This is a genomic window from Yinghuangia soli (assembly GCF_021502675.1).
Taxonomy (GTDB): Bacteria; Actinomycetota; Actinomycetes; order Streptomycetales; family Streptomycetaceae; genus Yinghuangia; species Yinghuangia soli.
The window spans coordinates 36,782-51,792 of record NZ_JAKFHA010000001.1; the positions used below are offsets into that span (position 1 = coordinate 36,782).

Here is a 15,011-nt window from a genome sequence, read left to right on the forward strand (position 1 = left end):
CGACCCCTTCGAGACCGGAACTTAGGCAAGCCTTTCCTTGCCGCAGCCCGACGATAGAAGTAAGGCTTCCCTAACTTCAAGTCCTCCCGGGGTGCAGAACTTCACAACTGACGAATCGTCATCCCTTCGTCACCAACTCCCTGCCGACGCCCTTCCGAGGCCCTGGCGAACAGGCGCGGGGGCGGCCGCGCCCGCGCGTCATGCCTTGTCGCCGCGGAACTCCCTACTGAACCTGCGCATTTCGGCCGCGCTGAAGTTCTCGTGGTCCTCGCCGTACGCGGTCACCCCGTCGAACGTCCACTCGGCGAGGCAGTTGACCGTGAACAGGTTCGGGTTGAGGAAGAAGCCGAGGCGGTTCTCCATGCGCCCGTCGGCGTGCAGCTCGCGGCCGAGCTCGTCGACGCCCTCGATGACGACACGTGTCGCCCATCCCGTCACGTCGTCCCGCTCCACGACCTCGCGGCGGCCCTTGGCGAGCTTGGCCCACACGCCATCGCGCAGCACGTACCCGTGGATCGCCACGCAGCCGGTGCCGAAGTCCATCGTGATCGCATGGAACGCGTCGCGCTCCGAGGCGGTCGCGTAGCTGTAGCCGCCGCGCTTGGCCGGCGAGGTCATGAGCCCCTGGCCGAACTGCGAGCGCACGCCCCACGAGCGATCCCGGAAGCCGTACGCGTCGACCGGGATCACCTCGCCGCGCAGCACGATCGTGCCCTCGACCTTGCACGGCTGGTCGAGGTGCTTGTCGCCCAGGTAGTGCGGCGGGAGCACGCCGGTGAAAGTGACGTCGACGGCGATCTCGTCGCCGCCGTCGGGGTCGGCGTACTTGACCTCGTAGACCTTCTGCGGCTCGGTGCAGCGGTAGCTGATGCCGTTGGGCAGCTGGATGTCGCTGAGCGGCTGGTCCGGGATCGGCAGGTGCCAGAAGTTCTTGGCGTACAGCGCGTCGTGCATGAACCGGCCGGAATCGTCCCAGAAGTACGCCCCGCCCGCGGCAACCTTCTGGTTCATGCGGAAGAACGGATAGAGCTGGCCCGACAATTTGCGCTCGGGAACCGTGAAGGTGAACCAGCACGTCTCGGTCCAGTACGGGTCATCGGTGGTCGGCGGATGGAACTCGTCGTCAGGGTGCGTCGTCATGCGCTCTGAGTACTACGAGTACTTGTCAAGGTCAACCAAAAGCGCTGTGCACACGCAGCGCCGGACGGAACAACGCGGGCGGAGCAGGCGTGGAGACGGTGTCGCTGCAGGAACTCTGGGACCGCGTGGTGGGCACCCAGCCCGATCCGCCGCGCTGGCTGATCCTCGCGACCGGCCTCGCGGCGGTCCTCGCGGTGCTCTACCGCCCGGTCTGGCGGCCGCTGCGGACCGTGGTCACCATCGCGCACGAGGGCGGCCACGCGCTCGCCGCGCTGCTGACCGGGCGCCGGCTGACCGGCATCCGGCTGCACTCGGACACGTCCGGGGTGACCGTGTCGGTCGGCAAGCCGACCGGGTTCGGCATGGTGGTCACCGCGTTCGCTGGGTACGTGACGCCCTCGCTGCTGGGCGCGGGCGGCGCGGCGCTGCTGGCGAGCGGGCACATCACGATGACGCTGTGGGTCACGCTGGTGTGGCTGGCGCTGATGCTGATCATGATCCGCAACCTGTACGGCGCCTTCGCGCTCGTGGTGGTCGGCGGCGTCGTCTTCGCGGTCTCGTGGCTGGCGAAGGCCGAGGTGCAGGCCGGATTCGCGTACCTGCTGGTGTGGTTCCTGCTGGCGGCGGGCATCCGCCCGGTCTTCGAGTTGCAGCAGCTGCGCCGCCGCGGGCAGGCCCAGTGGTCGGACGCCGACCAGCTGGCCACCCTCACCAAGATCCCGGGGGCCGCGTGGGTCGGGCTCTTCGGGCTGGTGAACGCGATCGCGTTCGGCACCGCGGCCGGCCGTCACTGCTTTCCCTGCCGGTTTCCCGGCCGGCTTCCCGGCCGGCGGGACCGGCTCAGACGACGTCGTCGAGCCGGGCGAGCACGCCGTCGTAGATCTTGCGCAGCCCGGACGGCGCGAAGGTCTTCTCGAAGAAGCCGCCGATGCCGCCCGCGCCCTGCCAGCGGGTGTTGACGTTGACGCGGCTGCGTCCGGCGCCGGCCGGGGCGACCGTCCAGGTGGTGACCATGCTGGAGTTCCGGTCGGTCTCGACCAGGGTCAGCGCGGCGGGCTGGGTCACGTCGTAGAGGCACTCGCGGGAACGCTTCTTGGTGGCCTGCAGCGTCCACTGCACGACGGTGCCGGCGCCCTGGCCGCCCTCGACGACCCGGTAACCGGAGAAGTGCTCGGTCAACAGCTTCGAACGGGTCGTGGCGTAGTCGGACAGCGCTGCGAAGACCGCCTCCGGCTCCCCCGCGACATCGCGCGACGCATCGGCGTTGACCTGCCCCATGACCACTCCCTGAACTCGGCTGACCCGACTTGCTCGGCTGACTCGGCAATCGATGGTGACCATCGAACCACCTCGGCCGGTCCGGTTCCGAATCCGAGCCGCCCAGGCAGGGCTTCCGAGGCGGCACGTGCGTCAACCGGCAGGCTGCGCGGCCTTCGGGACGTACTTCTCGAGTTCCGGGATGACCTCTTTGCCCAGGATCTCGATGGTCTTGAGGATGTCCTGGTGGTCCAGGTAGCCCCACTGGACGTAGCAGATGAGTTCGTCGACGCCGAGGTCCGCGTAGCGCTTCATCTTGGCGATGCAGGTGTCCACGTCGCCGATCACGATCATGTCGGCGGCGTCGAAGGTCTCGACCGGCACCTCGCCCTCGAAGAGCGGCTTGAGCAGCGGGAAGGTCTTGTCCTGCTCCTCCTTGCTCAGGTGCGGCAGCTCCCATTCGAGGGTGAACATCGCGAGGTTCTTGTACCACCAGGCGACCGAGTCCCAGACTTTCTGCGACACCTGCTTGCTGCCGGTGGTGTGCACGAGGGTGTACGCGGCGACCTTGTTCGTGGTCACGTCGGTCAGCGGGTCCGCGGTCGCGGCGGCCGCGCGGTACGCGGCGACCTGGGCGGCCATGACCTCCAGCGGCTGCATGATCGAGAACGACAGCATGCCGAGCCCGTTGGACCCGGCGACCTCGGCCGAGCCCTGCGACGTCGCGGCCATCCAGACCGGCGGGTGCGGGTCCTGGAACGGCTTGGGGGTGACCATGCGGCGCGGGAACGTGAAGCGCTCCGAGGAGTACTCGAAGTACTCCTCGCGCCACATGCCGCAGACGATCTCGATGGCCTCGCGCCAGTCGTCGCGCGACTTGGCGATGTCCACGCCGAACGCGGTCTGCTCCATCGGCGTGGAGCGGCCGGTCCCCCACTCGACGCGGCCGCCGGACAGGATGTCGACGGTGGCGACCTTCTCCGCGATGCGCTGCGGCGGCGTGAAGCCGAACGGGGTGAGCGTGACGCCGAAGCCCATGCGTATCTGCTCGGTGATCCCGGCGAGGTGGCCGAGGAAGACCTCGGACGCGGGCATGTGCGAGCGGCCCTCGCGGAAGTGGTGCTCCACGGCCCAGATGGTGTTGAAGCCCATCTTGTCGGCCAGCCGGATCTGCTCGACGGCCTCGCGGTACGCGCGCTGTTCCTCGCGGCGCTGGCCCTGCGGGTGCGGGCCGTGCCACGGGCGCGGGACGTCGACCTCATAGAGCACGTCGAGCTTCATCTGCCGCTCCACTTTTTGATATTCTGAAAACTGATTCGAAATCCGATAATGAGTGTGGCGCGATGAAGTCCCGGTCACAAGGCCCTGCGCCGGCCGCCTGACTCCCCGTCAGCACACCTCGGTACACGTCGGCGCACGCCGGCATGCGTCCGGCACACGACAGCCGAAGGGGGCACCGCACATGGTCCGGCCCGCGCTCGCCGCCACGCGCGCGATCGACATCCTCAATTTCTTCGCCGCGCACCCCGGTGGGACCTTCACGCTCTCCGAGCTGTCCGCCTCGCTCGGCATCAACCTGGCGTCCGCGCTCTCGGTGCTGCAGTCCCTGGAGGACGCCGGCTACCTGGTCCGCCACCCGCGCCGCAAGACGTACGAACTGGGCCCGTCGCTGGTCGCCCTGGGCGATGCGGCGCTGCGCAGCAACCGGGCCGTCGACCTCGCCCGGGTCGAGATGCGGCTGCTCGCCGAGGAGTTCAGCACCGAGGCGATCATCAGCGTGGCGGTCGGCGACGACCTGGTGATCCTGGCCGTGGAGGGCCGCCCGCAGCTGTCCTCGGCGGACGTGCGGGTCGGGCAGCGCATGCCGCTGGTGCCGCCGCTGGGCCAGGTGTTCTTCGCGTGGTCGCCGCCGCACGAGATCGACGCCTGGCTCGGCCGCCTCGACGGCCGCATGCAGGCCACCGCCCGCGTGCACCTGCCGCTGACCCTGGCCGCGGTCCGCGAGCGCGGCTACTCGGTCACCGTCGAGAGCCCCACCCGGACCGAGATCGGCGCCACCCTGGAGCGCCTGGCGGACCGCCCGCGCGAGGCCCCGCGGCTCCGCGACCGGCTCGCCGAACTCGCCGCGGCGCTGGGCGAGGAGGACTACGAGCTGGTCGAGGTCGACCCGGAGGCCACGTACGACATCACCACCGTGGTCGCCCCGGTCTACGACGCCCAGGGGCAGGTCGCGCTCGCGCTCACCCTCAACGGCCTGAGCCAGATCACCGGCCGCCAGGCCACCGCGCACGGCGACCGCCTCGCCGCGACCGCGCGCCTGATCACCAAGCAGACCGGCGGCCGCACCCCCGACGCGGCGTTCCCCTGAGCCGGCGAGCCCGCCGGCAAGCGACGGACCCCTACCCGAGGACGAGATGACCGACAGCACGGACAGCACCGAGAGCACCGGCAGTACGTCCGAACCGGTGCGGATACGCCGCACACCGCCTCCCGAGCTCGCCGCCGTCGCCGCGCAGCACCCCGGCGGCTCGGTGGCCCAGATCGACAGCACGTACGTCGACGACCCGGACGGCTACGTACCGCCCGAGGCGATCGCGGGCGCCTGGATCGTCGCCGAGGACGGCACCCTCACCGGCGAGTTCGCGGTGAACCCCCGGCACGGCCCGCCGCAGGACGACTTCACCAAGCTCACCGAGCCCGACCACTGGCTCGGCTGGCTGCCCGGCGACCCCGAGCGCGCGGTCCTCGACGGCATCGTGGAGTGCCTGACCTCCCAGGCGCCGGGCGCGGTCGTCGACTGGCTGAAGGTCACCGGTACCCCGGCGTTCCTGACCGGCGGCATCCCGCAGGCCGACGGCGGCGAGGCCGACCCGACGAGGCGGTCCGTCCTGGTGGTCCGCGCGGCGATGGCCGTGCCCTTCGCGCTGTCCGTGCGCGCTCCGGAGCGCCGCCGCGAGATCCTGTGGGGCGTGTTCTCGTGGGTCGCGGTCGACCTGCACCGGCCCGAGCAGCGCAAGGACCGCACCTGGCTCGACCTGTGGACACCGCTGGAGCGGGCAAAAGAGCTCCTGGACGAACGCGTCTACAGCGTCGGCACCCCCGCGGAGGACCCGGACGGTCCGCTGACCGGGTGAACCCTGGGCCGCCGCGGGCTCCCGTACCGCGGCCGAGAGCCGGTCATCGTCCGCTGACCTGGCGCGGAGCGGCTACCGTCGTCGGCGTCCACAAAAACCCCGCCCGCAAATAGGGGCCTAAGCCCACTACCCAAAAGCCCGGTCCGGCCCAAAACTGGTCAGGCTGCGGGCATCCGGCCCGCCGGACATTGCCGAAGGAACTCGACAGTGGGTCGCAACATCACGGTGAAGGTCGCCGGCCTTGCCTCGGGCATCGCCGCCGCCCGCGCGCGTATCACCCCCACCCTGGAAGCTGCCGCGGAGAACACCGGCGTGCTGGTGGAAGCGGTACGGGTCAGGCTGACTGCACTCGACCCGCGTTCGGCCGTCCTGGCGCAGGCCGCCGCCGAGGTGGACGGCCGGCGCATCCGCGTCCAGCGGGTCGCCACCGGACCCGGTGCGGCGAGCGAGCGCCTGGCCGAGGCCCTGCGCACCCGCATCGCCGAGGTCACCGGCGAATGGTGCCCGCGGCTCCAGCAGCGCAGCGCCGCCTCCCCGGTGCCCGGCCCGCGGAGCGGCGACGCCCCGCGCATCGACCGGGTCAAGTCGCCCGAGCTGGTGTGGTGCTCGCCGGACACCGCGGCGCGCACCATGGACGCGATGGACTACGACATCCACCTGTTCACCGATCCGGACACCGAAACCGACGCCGCGGTCTTCCGGGCCGGCCCGACCGGCTACCAACTGGCCCGGACCGACGCGGGCCCGCCGCCGCACTCCCGCAACGTGGCCATGACGCTCAGTGAGAAGGCCGCCGAGCTGCTCACCGACGCGCAGGCGCTGGCCCGCGCGGCGGCCGCGGAACTCCCGTACCTCTTCTACGCCGACCCGGAGACCGGCCGCGGCCGGATCCTCTACCGCCGGTTCACCGGCGGGTTCGGCCTGATCCGCCCGGCCGGCGACGCGTTCGCCTGACCTCTGCCCACTCCGTACGCCCCTTCGGACACCCCTTGCGGCACGAGGGCCCCGCGGCGCAGAACCGCCGCGGGGCCCTCGTCCGTCCTGTCCCGTCCACTGCTCCTACTGCTGCTCCCACACCCGGTAGCGCCCGTCCGCGAACCACTGGAACAGGTCGGGCGAGATCCACCGCAGGATGTCCGGGTCGTTGAGGAACAGCGTGTACGCCTCGGCGAAGAACTCGCCCTGGTTGCTCGCCCACTTGTTCTGCGCGTACAGCGTGAACGGCTGGATGCCGAGCTTCCCCGCAAAGTCCACGAAGCTGCGCAGGCACACGGACACCGACTTGTTGTCGATGGTGGCCTGGTTCATCTTGATCTGCTCGATCTGGCACGTCCGGAGTTGCTCGCTCAGCACGAGCTGCCGCGAATGGTTCGCCGCTTTCTCGTCGGTCAGCTTCTTGTGCTCGGCGAGCGACATGGCCCGGTCCGGGGCCAGCAACACGTTCAGCTCCTTCTCCCGCGCGCCCAGCGTTTTGAGTTCCTTCTCGATCGCGCTCGTGTCCCACTTCTTGTACTGCGCGTGCCAATGCCGCAACTCGACCGCGTGGCCGATCTCGTGCAGCACCACCCAGTGGCTGTACGGGCAGATGTTGCCGCCCACGCCGACAAACCCGTAGTCGTCACCGGGGAAGACCGCGTCCAGGAGCGTGATGGAGTTCTGGAACACCCGGTACGCGCCGCGCTCCGCCGCCTCTTCGGGGTCGTCGGACATCTTTTTGCGGATGAACCGGCAGCCTTCGAGCACGATCCGGTCCGCCGTGGGCAGCTTGGCCAGCGCGTTGTGGAGCTGCACGAGCTCGACAAGCGACCAGGCCGCGCCGTCCTCCTCGAAGTCGCCGAGCTTGAAGTGCTCCTTCATCCGCCGCTTGGTCTCGGGAACGGTCAGCGTGCTGGTGTACTTCGGGGCGATCGCGTAGCTCTCGAAGCGCATCCGCAGCATGCCGGTCTTGTGGAACGTCAGGTGCAGGAACATCGTGCTGCCGGCCTCCGGCACGGACACCGGCACATTGATCACCAGTCCGAAGCGCCGCCCGTGCCCTCGGAAGATCTTCCGGGCCACACTGCACATCCACACCAACTCGGCCACCGACGCCCCGTCGGCGTTGTCGAACATCACCGCCTTGATGCCGTCCGCACGCAGCAGCAGCATCGACCGGCTGAGTCCGTACACCCTTACCGAAGAGGTCTGTTCGCCCTCGACGAAGACCCGGCCGTCCTTCACCGTGCACGGCATCATGAACAGCGCCTTGTCCGCGGTGAGCAGCCGTTCGTCGTCCTCGGCGACCACCACCGGCGGCTTGCCGACATCCACCAGCGAGACCGCTTCCAGGTCGCACACCGCCACCATCGCCTTGACGGCCTGCGCGGTCAGCACGGCCGTCCCGGGCTTGCCACCGGCCGGCACCGCGGCCAGCACCTGCTGCACCCCGCCGAAGAGCATCTGGTAGACGGCCCGGAGCACCGCACACTCCATGCGCAGCGCCTTGTTGCCGTCCATGTCCGCCACCAGCGCCGCGATTTCCCGCTGGACCGCCTCGATCCGCTGCCTGAACCCCTGCGCCTGCACCGAGTCGAAGGGGACGGCCTCCCCCATGTCCCCCGACAGATCCTGCAGCAGATCCAGGATCCGCTTGAGCCACTGAAGCTGCTTCTCGTCCACAGCGCCTCCACCCCATCCGCCCACCACCAACCGGCACGCAATCCCCACCCCGCACCGCATCGCCACCCTAGGGGCCCGCCAACTACCCCCGGAAGACGAAGAGTCGGGCGCTCTGCACCGCGCGGCGCAGCACCGTGCGAAGCCAGGTATCCACGCGCAATCGACGCCCGCATCAGTGCCCATCCGACGCGACACCGACCGATCCGGCATAGCTGCTTCCGCTCTCGGCCGACCCGGCGCACGCTGCCCGGCGTGGGGCCTTTCGGCTCCCGGAGAGGAGTACGGCTCATGTCGTCGTTCCCCCGGATCCGCCGTCCGCTCGTCACCGCGGCCGCGGTCGCCGCGCTCGCGGTCGCCGCCGTCCCGTCGCCGGCTCAGGCCGCACCCGGTCTGCCGGACATCGGGCCGGGGGCGACCGGCTTCGGTGCGCAGTGCGTCCAGGCGTTCTACTACTCGACCGGCTTCAGCGACTTCTATCCGGACGCGGTCTACGGCCCGCGGACCACCGCCGACACAAAGCGCTTCGAGCGCCTGCTCGGCCTGCCCCAGGACGGCATCGTCGACCCGGTCGTCGGCAGCGTCATGGGCGCGGTCATCGACCTCGGCTCCGGGCCGGGGGCGTGGAAGACGATCGGCTGCTGGTACGAGGTCCCGTCCCTTTGGTAGGGCCGCTCCGCGCGCCGGGGACTTTCTGCTTTGCCGCGCAGCAACCCTGCGCTAGCCTCCGCATCATCAGGTTTTGAACATGTTCAAATTTGGAGGCCGGCATGCTGCGCGAACGCGACTGGACCGTCGACGCCGAGTACCTGGAGGCGCACGCGGGCTACACCGACCGCCCGCCGAGCGGCCTGGGGCACCTGTTCACCTGGCGGTTCAACAGGCGCTTCGTGGTCAAGCCGATGGGCTACCTGTTCGTGTTCTACGTGGGCGGCTGGATCGTGTCGTGCCTGCTGTCCTTGCTGGCGTTCCTCGTGATCCCCGGCGCGGAAGGCGACCCGACCGGCGCCGCCAGGTTCTTCTTCGTCGTGGCCGTCTTCCCGGCCACAGTGATCTGGGTCGTCGCCAAGGCCGTCGGCGCCCTGCTCGACGGTGGCAAGTCCTGACCGGGGGCGCCGCGGCACCGGGGAGACCACGTTTCCGGAATGTGTCCCGTCAGGGCTCTCACGTTTCCTTCCCATGAGGGAAAACGCACGGTGTGAGGTGCCGGATACTGCACGGCAACGTCGAAGTAACACAGCATCGGGCCACGTAACGCGGGCGTAACTTTCGCGTGCACGGGCCGAAACGGGCCCTCTCCACCCTGGCGTGAGTCTCCGCAGCCGCGGGGGTACTCGCGACCGGAACCACTACGGGAAGAGGGGCCGATGAACGCCGCCGCACTGCCGACGCAACTGGCCGCACCCGCGGAGTTGAGCGCCGGGGACACCGCATGGCTGCTGGTCGCCACCGCGATGGTCCTGCTCATGACGCCGGGTCTCGCGCTCTTCTACGGCGGCATGGTGCGCGCCAAGAGCGTACTCAACATGATCATGATGAGCTTCTCGGCGATCGCCGTGGTCTCGCTCGTCTGGTTCGCGTTCGGGTGGTCGCTGGCGTTCGGCGACGACCTGGGCGGCGGTCTGATCGGCGACTTCGGGCAGGTGTTCCTGCACGGCATGAAGCCGGACTCGCTGACCGGCACCGTGCCGTCGCTGGTCTTCATGGCGTTCCAGCTGACCTTCGCGATCATCACCGTGGCGCTGATCAGCGGCGCCATCGCGGACCGTACGAAGTTCCGCGGCTGGCTGGTGTTCTGCGCCGTGTGGGTGGCTCTCGTGTACGTGCCGATCGCGCACTGGGTGTGGGGCCCGAACGGGTGGATCCGGGAGGAGCTCGGCGCGCTCGACTTCGCCGGCGGCCTGGTCGTGGAGATCAACTCGGGTGCCGCGGGTCTGGCCGTCGCGCTGGTGCTCGGTCCGCGTCTGGGCTTCAAGCGCGACCCGATGCGCCCGCACAACCTGCCGCTGGTGATGCTCGGCGCCGGTCTGCTGTGGTTCGGCTGGTTCGGCTTCAACGCCGGTTCGGCGCTGGGCGCGAACGGCCTGGCCGCGCAGTCGCTGGTCAACACCCAGGCCGCGGCCTGCACCGCGCTGCTCGGCTGGATCATGGTGGAGCGGAAGCGCGACGGGCACGCCACGACCTTCGGTGCGGCGTCCGGCGCGGTGGCCGGCCTGGTGGCGATCACGCCGTCGTGCGGCCTGGTGGACATGCCGGGCGCGATGGCGATCGGCCTCGCCGCGGGTGTGCTGTGCTCGTACGCGGTGGGCTGGAAGCACAAGTTCGGCTACGACGACTCGCTCGACGTGGTGGGCGTGCACTTCGTCGGCGGCGTGGTCGGCACGGTCCTGATCGGCGTCTTCGCGTGGGACGCGGTGACTCCGGCGGGCGAGCGCGGCCTGCTGCACGGCGGCGGCCTGGGCCTGCTCGGCAAGCAGATCGCCGCGGTCCTGGTCACGGCGGCGTTCTCGTTCGCGGCGACCTATGTGATCGCCAAGGTGATCGACCGTACGATCGGGTTCCGGGCTTCGGCGGACGACGAGATGCGGGGCCTGGATCTGGCCGTGCACGCGGAGACCGCCTACGATCTCGGATCGGTCGGCGCGGCTTCGCACCTGTCCTCGGCGGCCAAGGCGCACCCCGGGCCGAGCCCGGCGCGCGCCGAACCCGCCGACCGTATCGACGCCGACGAAGACTGACGAGGCACGCCATGCGACTGATCACCGCGGTCATCAAGCCGCACCGCCTGGACGATGTGAAGACCGCACTGCAGACGTTCGGCGTGCAGGGCCTGACCGTCACCGAGGCCAGCGGCTTCGGCCGGCAGCACGGGCACACCGAGGTGTACCGGGGCGCCGAGTACCGCGTGGACCTGGTGCCGAAGATCCGCCTGGAGGTCGTGGTCGACGACGACGATGCCGCGGACGTGATGTCGATCATCACCAAGGCCGCGCACACCGGCAAGATCGGCGACGGCAAGGTGTGGAGCGTCCCGGTCGAGACCATCATCCGGGTCCGCACCGGCGAACGCGGCCCCGACGCACTCTGAGCTGATACCTGTCGACGGCGCCGCGCCCCCCCCCCCGGGGGGGGGGGGGGGGCCCCCCCCCCGTCCGCCGTTCAGAGCCGGTTGGCGGGATCGGCCAGCCAGTCCTGGAGTTCCCGGTGCCGGAACTGGTACGCGTTGCCGGCGATGCGGAGCAGCCCGACGTGCTCGCCCCAGGCGAGGAACCGGCCGAGGCGCCAGGGCAGCGGGGTGGTGCGCCGCGTGCAGATGAGCAAGGCCAGGTAGCGCAGGGAGACACGGGCAAGCACGCATCCGATGACACCCGCACCCATGAGACCGACCGCGGCGCCGACGTGGATCGCGAAGGAACCGGCCCCCTTGAGCCACCCTAGTCCCACCGTGGCTGCCACAAACGCGGCTCCGAAAGCGGCGGAGAAGAACAGTCCGAAGACGGTGTCTCCCCTGATGACCCCGCCCGGCTCGGCGACCTCCAAAGCCTCGTCTGCGGGCGTGAACATACGTTCGCTCGCGAATCCGAAGGTCAGCCCGGTGGCCACTCCCAGGGGAACTGCGAAGAGGAAACCCACCCCGGGACTCTCTGCAACCCCGAAATACCCCATGACCGTCGCTCCGATGACCGCCCCCATGCCGAGCCCGCGGACCAGCGTGCGGCGTCCGTGTGCGGTGCGGAGTCGGTCCGGATCAATGCGCTCCGGCGTCGGCCAGGCCAGCGAAGGGCCAACGAGCACGCCGGGCAACACAACCGCGGACCACAGCATCGACAACGGGTTGATCGTGGCGTCGCCCGCCAGCTTGATCAGCCCGACAGCGCCGGTCAGCGCCGCAGCTCCGGCCGCCAGGCAGACGATCCCGTGCACGACGCGGGCCCGCACGCGCCCCGGTATCGGCCAGAGTTCGTGCGGTACGAGGTCGGTCCCCGAGAGAGTCCGTCCGGCTATCACGCGAGGGGTGGCCGTATTGGTGTTCAGGTAGACGGCGAGCGTACCGAGCCAGGTGCGGACCCTTCTCGCGTCCGCGCCACCCGGGGGTGATCGGTCGGCGGCAGTCGTGGCGACCAGGAGTCGGATGAGGTGGCTGCGGACCTTGCCGTCGGTGTCCAGGCCGGGTGCCAGCAGGTCGCGCGGCGAGTTGGCATACGCGCCGGTACGGCGGTCCCGCTGCTCGTGCGCGGCCACGGCGATGGTGAGCCGCCACGGGGTGGCCAGCCCACGTGCCAGCGGGCCGGAGGGGGCGGTGTCCAGGTGGTCCAGCACCGCTTGCCACCGCTGCGGATTCGCAGCGCTGCGGCGGATGAAGTCGCGCGCCTGTGCGGGTGTGACATCGGTGATCTCGACGCGGGCGGCGTCGCGGGCCCAGACGTCCACGGCTTGGAGGTGCCGGTAGGGGGCGCTGCGGCAGGTCAGGACCAATGGTGCGCGGCCGGCCCCGAGTTGGTAAGCGTTGAGTACTTCGAGCGCGCGGCGGGCACGCGAGTGGTACGCCGAACTCCCGTTGTCCGCCGCGTCCATCTCGTCGAGGCCGTCGAGGACGGGCAGCACCAGACCGGCGCTGACGAGGGCTGCCGCCGCGGCCGGACGGAGCCGGTAGGTGTCGATCAGTGTCCGGGTCAGCCAAGCCGTGAACAGCTCCGGGTCCTTGGCGCCGGTCTCTCCCGCGGTGATCTCGGACCACGAGGCCAAAGACATGCGCACGGGGACCGGCTCGCCTGCCACTCGCCGGTCGAGCAGGGCCAGCATCAGTTCGATCGCCGCCACCGTCTTGCCGGCCCCCGGCGCCCCGGTGATGACCAGTCGGCCGGGTCGCAGCGCGCGGTAGTAGGCGGCCACCGCGCCCAACGTGCCGTCCGGCAGCGCGCCTTCGGCGTTGTGCCCAGTCTCGGCATGAAAGACGAAGCGGACGTCGATCACCGCGGCATCCCCGCCCAGCAGGTGCGCGCGGGCTCGGGTCTCCGCGGCCAAGACCTGGCCGGCCAGGCGTACCGCGGTCGCCTCCGGGTCGGCGTCCGCGTGCCGGAGCGTCACCCAGGCGAACCACAGCGCGCCGATCGCGGCCACCAGGCCTGCGCTGCCAACCAGGATGCCGGCCGGGTCGACGTCCCCCTTCGTGCTGTCGGGCAGCAACAGCGCCGCGCCTGCAGCCAGTACGAGCATGGCACCGACCGCAAGCCATGTCGCAGTTCTGCGTCCCCCGCCCCCGTTCATGACGGCCATCATCGTGTCCGGACGGCGCGCCGCTCCGCGGAATCAAAAAGTTCGCCCCGCCTGTACTGCGCGGGACAGGATCGGTGTGATGACTTCTGCGACCGAACTGCTGCGCGCCGTCGACCACCTGCCGTATTCGCAGCGCATGCGGGAGACGGCCCTCCACGCCTGCAGCCTCGCCGAGGCAGACGAGTTGGACCGGCTCCTCGCCGAGTTGGACGGCCTCGGCCCGTACGCCCGCCGCACCGCGCTCCACATGGCGCTCGCCGCCCGTACCGTCGGCTACGTCGAACGCGCCCTGCACGACCCGGACATGGCCTTCCGCCGGGCCGCCCTCCGCGGCATCCGCACACTGCCCGACGTCACCGACGCCGCGGCTGCCCGCGTTCTGGACGACGCTCCCGAGGACTTGCGCGCCGCGTTCCACCGCACGCTGCTGCACGCCCGCCGGACCGTGCTGGCCGACCGTCTGCTTCCCGACGTGCACGCCGTCCACGGGGACCGCGACGCGGCCCGGCTGCTCCCGGCCTGCGGCGCCGGGACCGTCCGCACCTGGCTGCCGAGGCTCGCCCATGCCGTGACCGCCTGGGGCACGCTCGCCAAGCACCACCCCCTTGCCGCCCTCGAGCACGCCGAGCAGGAGTGCGCCGAGCTCGGCTCCGACCGGGTACGCGGATGGCGGTGGTGGAACGCCCGCGGCCGCATCGTCCTGAACGCCCTGGCACCGCTCGAACCGGTGCGTGTCGGCGTGCTGGTCGAGCGGTTCGGGTTCTGGGCGCACGGCGGCCTTCCCGACCCGCGGGCCCTGCGCGCGGTGCTGTCCGCGGACCCGTCCCGGGCCGTGCCGCTGCTGGTCGGCCCGCAGGACCGCCGCGGTCCGGCGTATCGCCGGCTGTGCCCGGCGCTGCTGGACTTCGCGGACCGGCTCGGCGACGGCGACCTGCTGGCCTTCCAGCCCTTCCGGAGCAATCCGGTCCGCGAGCTGTTCGCCGCGCTCCCCCGGGAGCGCCGCGCCGGGTTCTACGACGCGATGCAGGCCGAGGACGGCGGCGGGGTCTTCGTCCACCACCTCGCGATCTTCGACCTCCTGCCGCGCGACCGCGCCGCCCGCGAGGCGCAGGAACTGCGTGCCCAATACGAGGAAGCGCAGCGGACCCGGGGGTACGACGACCCCGAGGAGTTCCCGGACAGCGCCGAGTGGCTGCCGTATGCCGAGGCCCGGGAAGTCCTGGGAGCGGCATCGAAGGACCCCGTCCCCTACGTCCGCGCGAAGGCCCGCGAGCTCCTCGTCATGGCTGCCTCCCGAGACGGCGGCCCCGGCGAGCTCGCGCGTTCAAGAAAGCCGTGGACCGGTCGGTCGCCCGGCTAGCTGTGGACCCTCCCGGAGCACGGCTTGGCCTCGGCACCTCGGAACGATTTCCGGCGCCGGCCTCCCTCACGGCCAGAGACTGGTCCGCCAGGTTCGTCTGGCAGTCCTCCGATCGGCCGTACGGCTGTCCACTTCGCGCGTCGGGCCGGGCATTGGGCGTGGGCGGGCGGTCGGATGGGGGATGGTGG

General features: G+C 70.6%; 13 protein-coding genes and 1 pseudogene. 9 read left to right on the top strand and 5 right to left on the bottom strand.

Annotated features, from left to right (window positions below; translation table 11 throughout):
* Positions 1 to 198 precede the first annotated feature (198 nt).
* Positions 199 to 1,140 (bottom strand): DUF7064 domain-containing protein, encoded by a 942-nt coding sequence (locus LZ495_RS00155; RefSeq protein ID WP_235049675.1) that lies wholly within the window; start codon positions 1,138 to 1,140, stop codon positions 199 to 201.
* Positions 1,141 to 1,229: 89 nt separating this feature from the next.
* Between LZ495_RS00155 and LZ495_RS00160 the strand changes: the two are divergent.
* A pseudogene (locus LZ495_RS00160) lies at positions 1,230 to 1,898 on the top strand (M50 family metallopeptidase); the annotation flags it as partial.
* 82 nt (positions 1,899 to 1,980) lie between these two features.
* Here the strand turns inward: LZ495_RS00160 and LZ495_RS00165 are convergent.
* Both LZ495_RS00165 and LZ495_RS00170 read right to left on the bottom strand, forming a co-directional pair.
* Positions 1,981 to 2,418: an SRPBCC family protein gene (locus tag LZ495_RS00165; RefSeq protein WP_235049676.1), complete on the bottom strand. Its 438-nt coding sequence runs from the start codon at positions 2,416 to 2,418 to the stop codon at positions 1,981 to 1,983.
* A gap of 132 nt (positions 2,419 to 2,550) precedes the next feature.
* On the bottom strand, positions 2,551 to 3,678 hold the full coding sequence (locus tag LZ495_RS00170) for an LLM class flavin-dependent oxidoreductase (protein ID WP_235049677.1): 1,128 nt from the start codon (positions 3,676 to 3,678) through the stop codon (positions 2,551 to 2,553).
* Between the two features lie 181 nt (positions 3,679 to 3,859).
* Here LZ495_RS00170 and LZ495_RS00175 point away from each other — a divergent pair, with 181 nt between their 5' ends.
* The 3 genes from LZ495_RS00175 (at position 3,860) to LZ495_RS00185 (ending at position 6,485) form a co-directional block, all read left to right on the top strand.
* On the top strand, positions 3,860 to 4,765 hold the full coding sequence (locus LZ495_RS00175; RefSeq protein WP_235049678.1) for an IclR family transcriptional regulator: 906 nt from the start codon (positions 3,860 to 3,862) through the stop codon (positions 4,763 to 4,765).
* A 46-nt stretch (positions 4,766 to 4,811) separates the two neighbouring features.
* Entirely contained in the window at positions 4,812 to 5,531 is a 720-nt protein-coding gene (locus tag LZ495_RS00180) for a hypothetical protein (RefSeq protein WP_235049679.1), read from the top strand.
* A gap of 207 nt (positions 5,532 to 5,738) precedes the next feature.
* A complete protein-coding gene (locus tag LZ495_RS00185) occupies positions 5,739 to 6,485 on the top strand; it encodes a sigma 54 modulation/S30EA ribosomal C-terminal domain-containing protein (protein WP_235049680.1) in 747 nt (248 codons plus the stop codon).
* A gap of 105 nt (positions 6,486 to 6,590) precedes the next feature.
* Here LZ495_RS00185 and LZ495_RS00190 read toward each other — a convergent pair whose 3' ends face one another.
* Positions 6,591 to 8,189, bottom strand: coding sequence for a hypothetical protein (locus tag LZ495_RS00190; RefSeq protein WP_235049681.1), 1,599 nt, complete (start codon positions 8,187 to 8,189; stop codon positions 6,591 to 6,593).
* Positions 8,190 to 8,477: 288 nt separating this feature from the next.
* Here LZ495_RS00190 and LZ495_RS00195 point away from each other — a divergent pair, with 288 nt between their 5' ends.
* The 4 genes from LZ495_RS00195 (at position 8,478) to LZ495_RS00210 (ending at position 11,274) form a co-directional block, all read left to right on the top strand.
* A complete protein-coding gene (locus tag LZ495_RS00195) occupies positions 8,478 to 8,855 on the top strand; it encodes a peptidoglycan-binding domain-containing protein (RefSeq protein ID WP_235049682.1) in 378 nt (125 codons plus the stop codon).
* 101 nt (positions 8,856 to 8,956) lie between these two features.
* A complete protein-coding gene (locus LZ495_RS00200) occupies positions 8,957 to 9,292 on the top strand; it encodes a hypothetical protein (RefSeq protein ID WP_235049683.1) in 336 nt (111 codons plus the stop codon).
* Between the two features lie 261 nt (positions 9,293 to 9,553).
* Positions 9,554 to 10,924, top strand: a complete 1,371-nt coding sequence (locus LZ495_RS00205; protein WP_235049684.1) for an ammonium transporter — start codon at positions 9,554 to 9,556, stop codon at positions 10,922 to 10,924.
* 11 nt (positions 10,925 to 10,935) lie between these two features.
* A complete protein-coding gene (locus tag LZ495_RS00210) occupies positions 10,936 to 11,274 on the top strand; it encodes a P-II family nitrogen regulator (RefSeq protein ID WP_235049685.1) in 339 nt (112 codons plus the stop codon).
* A gap of 71 nt (positions 11,275 to 11,345) precedes the next feature.
* Here the strand turns inward: LZ495_RS00210 and LZ495_RS00215 are convergent, their stop codons facing one another.
* Positions 11,346 to 13,403, bottom strand: a complete 2,058-nt coding sequence (locus tag LZ495_RS00215) for an NACHT domain-containing protein (RefSeq protein ID WP_235049686.1) — start codon at positions 13,401 to 13,403, stop codon at positions 11,346 to 11,348.
* 139 nt (positions 13,404 to 13,542) lie between these two features.
* Between LZ495_RS00215 and LZ495_RS00220 the strand changes: the two genes are divergently transcribed.
* Positions 13,543 to 14,823: a hypothetical protein gene (locus LZ495_RS00220; RefSeq protein ID WP_235049687.1), complete on the top strand. Its 1,281-nt coding sequence runs from the start codon at positions 13,543 to 13,545 to the stop codon at positions 14,821 to 14,823.
* Positions 14,824 to 15,011: the final 188 nt, after the last annotated feature.

Bases quoted from the DNA above. Each gene is read 5' to 3' on its own strand.
- LZ495_RS00155 (WP_235049675.1), bottom strand. From the start codon at position 1,140: ATGACGACGCACCCTGACGACGAGTTCCATCCGCCGACCACCGATGAC.
- LZ495_RS00165 (WP_235049676.1), bottom strand. From the start codon at position 2,418: ATGGGGCAGGTCAACGCCGATGCGTCGCGCGATGTCGCGGGGGAGCCG.
- LZ495_RS00170 (WP_235049677.1), bottom strand. From the start codon at position 3,678: ATGAAGCTCGACGTGCTCTATGAGGTCGACGTCCCGCGCCCGTGGCAC.
- LZ495_RS00175 (WP_235049678.1), top strand. From the start codon at position 3,860: ATGGTCCGGCCCGCGCTCGCCGCCACGCGCGCGATCGACATCCTCAAT.
- LZ495_RS00180 (WP_235049679.1), top strand. From the start codon at position 4,812: ATGACCGACAGCACGGACAGCACCGAGAGCACCGGCAGTACGTCCGAA.
- LZ495_RS00195 (WP_235049682.1), top strand. From the start codon at position 8,478: ATGTCGTCGTTCCCCCGGATCCGCCGTCCGCTCGTCACCGCGGCCGCG.
- LZ495_RS00200 (WP_235049683.1), top strand. From the start codon at position 8,957: ATGCTGCGCGAACGCGACTGGACCGTCGACGCCGAGTACCTGGAGGCG.
- LZ495_RS00205 (WP_235049684.1), top strand. From the start codon at position 9,554: ATGAACGCCGCCGCACTGCCGACGCAACTGGCCGCACCCGCGGAGTTG.
- LZ495_RS00210 (WP_235049685.1), top strand. From the start codon at position 10,936: ATGCGACTGATCACCGCGGTCATCAAGCCGCACCGCCTGGACGATGTG.
- LZ495_RS00215 (WP_235049686.1), bottom strand. From the start codon at position 13,403: ATGCTCGTACTGGCTGCAGGCGCGGCGCTGTTGCTGCCCGACAGCACG.
- LZ495_RS00220 (WP_235049687.1), top strand. From the start codon at position 13,543: ATGACTTCTGCGACCGAACTGCTGCGCGCCGTCGACCACCTGCCGTAT.